Here is a 710-nt window from a genome sequence, read left to right as displayed (position 1 = left end):
CCCCATTAAAGTAAACCGCGTGTCGGTCTAATGTGTTATCACTCAAAGAACCATGGTTATCTATACCACCATAAAAATAACTTCCTGCGGTTGAGGGACCGGTGGTTACTTCAAAGCTCATCAGCATGTTTTCGTTTAAATTAAAACGGTTGGAAGAGCGAAGTGATGGCCAAGAACTATCTGCAGCTAAACGGGTAAATGAAACACGGTTATCCTCTAACTTAACCGCTGCTAGCCCATTCGAGTTTATGTACGTATGGGTTTGCAGCCCACCGTTAAACTCATCGTGCGCAATCACATTTTCATATTCACGTTTTTCAACCAATTGCCCCATCGCATCATAACTGTAATGGGTCATGGATTTATCGGCGCGGATCTTGGGTGTGATAGGTCGTTTGCGATTGTTTATGACCGTCTTTGTTGTAAGTAAAGGTGGTCAAAGCTCCATCGGCTGAGAGTGACCCAACAACACGGCCTTGACCGTCGTAGTAAGTGTGGCTGATACGGTCTTCTGGCGACTCGGTAGTTCCCGCTTTTGCATAGCGGCGCTGTGCAATTTCATTGCCTGCTGCATCGTAGTAATAACGCGTGGTGTAACCTTCACCATCCGTTTTGGTTTCCAATTGGCCAGCTGCGTTGTAGGCCATTTTGGTGCTACGCGCACTGGTCTTTGAGGCTTGCTCGTTTAAGCCCGATAAACGCACTTCACC

Annotated in this window: 2 protein-coding genes; both read right to left on the bottom strand. The window is 46.9% G+C overall.

What is annotated here, in order from left to right:
• On the bottom strand, positions 1 to 358 hold a 358-nt coding region (locus BB427_RS02765; protein WP_139119006.1), incomplete at its 3' end, for a hypothetical protein.
• Between the two features lie 4 nt (positions 359 to 362).
• Positions 363 to 710, bottom strand: a 348-nt coding sequence (locus BB427_RS02760; RefSeq protein WP_139119005.1) for an RHS repeat domain-containing protein, incomplete at its 5' end; no start/stop codon positions are given.

Source organism: Pseudoalteromonas sp. BMB, from assembly GCF_001709235.1.
In the GTDB taxonomy this organism is placed as follows: Bacteria; Pseudomonadota; Gammaproteobacteria; order Enterobacterales; family Alteromonadaceae; genus Pseudoalteromonas; species Pseudoalteromonas maricaloris.
This window is presented reverse-complemented; position numbering and strand designations above follow the sequence as displayed.